At 42.4% G+C, this 262-nt stretch carries 1 protein-coding gene; it reads left to right on the top strand.

Going from position 1 to position 262, the window contains the following annotated elements; genetic code table 11:
• Window positions 1-262: hypothetical protein (locus AAEY88_RS14125; protein WP_350563394.1), on the top strand; the 262-nt coding region annotated here is incomplete at both ends.

Here is a 262-nt window from a genome sequence, read left to right as displayed (position 1 = left end):
ATTTTATGTCGCGCTAACCCGCGCAAAGCACCGAGTTTACGTTATCGCCGATATGACCAATGTGAGCCCATTTATTGTGGAACTGATCCAACAAGATTATGCCGTTGAACAACAAGAATTTAGTACGTCTTTGGTGCAATCCTTGTTTGAACAAATTAACTGTGTCCGATGTACCACTGGGATATTAAAACCACGAGTGGGCAAGTTCACATCATTCTTTTCTTGCTCACACTTTCCATTATGCGATCACAAAGAAGCAGGC

Origin of the sequence: Psychrobacter sp. CAL346-MNA-CIBAN-0220 (assembly GCF_040309805.1) — a bacterium.
GTDB lineage: Bacteria > Pseudomonadota > Gammaproteobacteria > Pseudomonadales > Moraxellaceae > Psychrobacter.
This window is presented reverse-complemented; position numbering and strand designations above follow the sequence as displayed.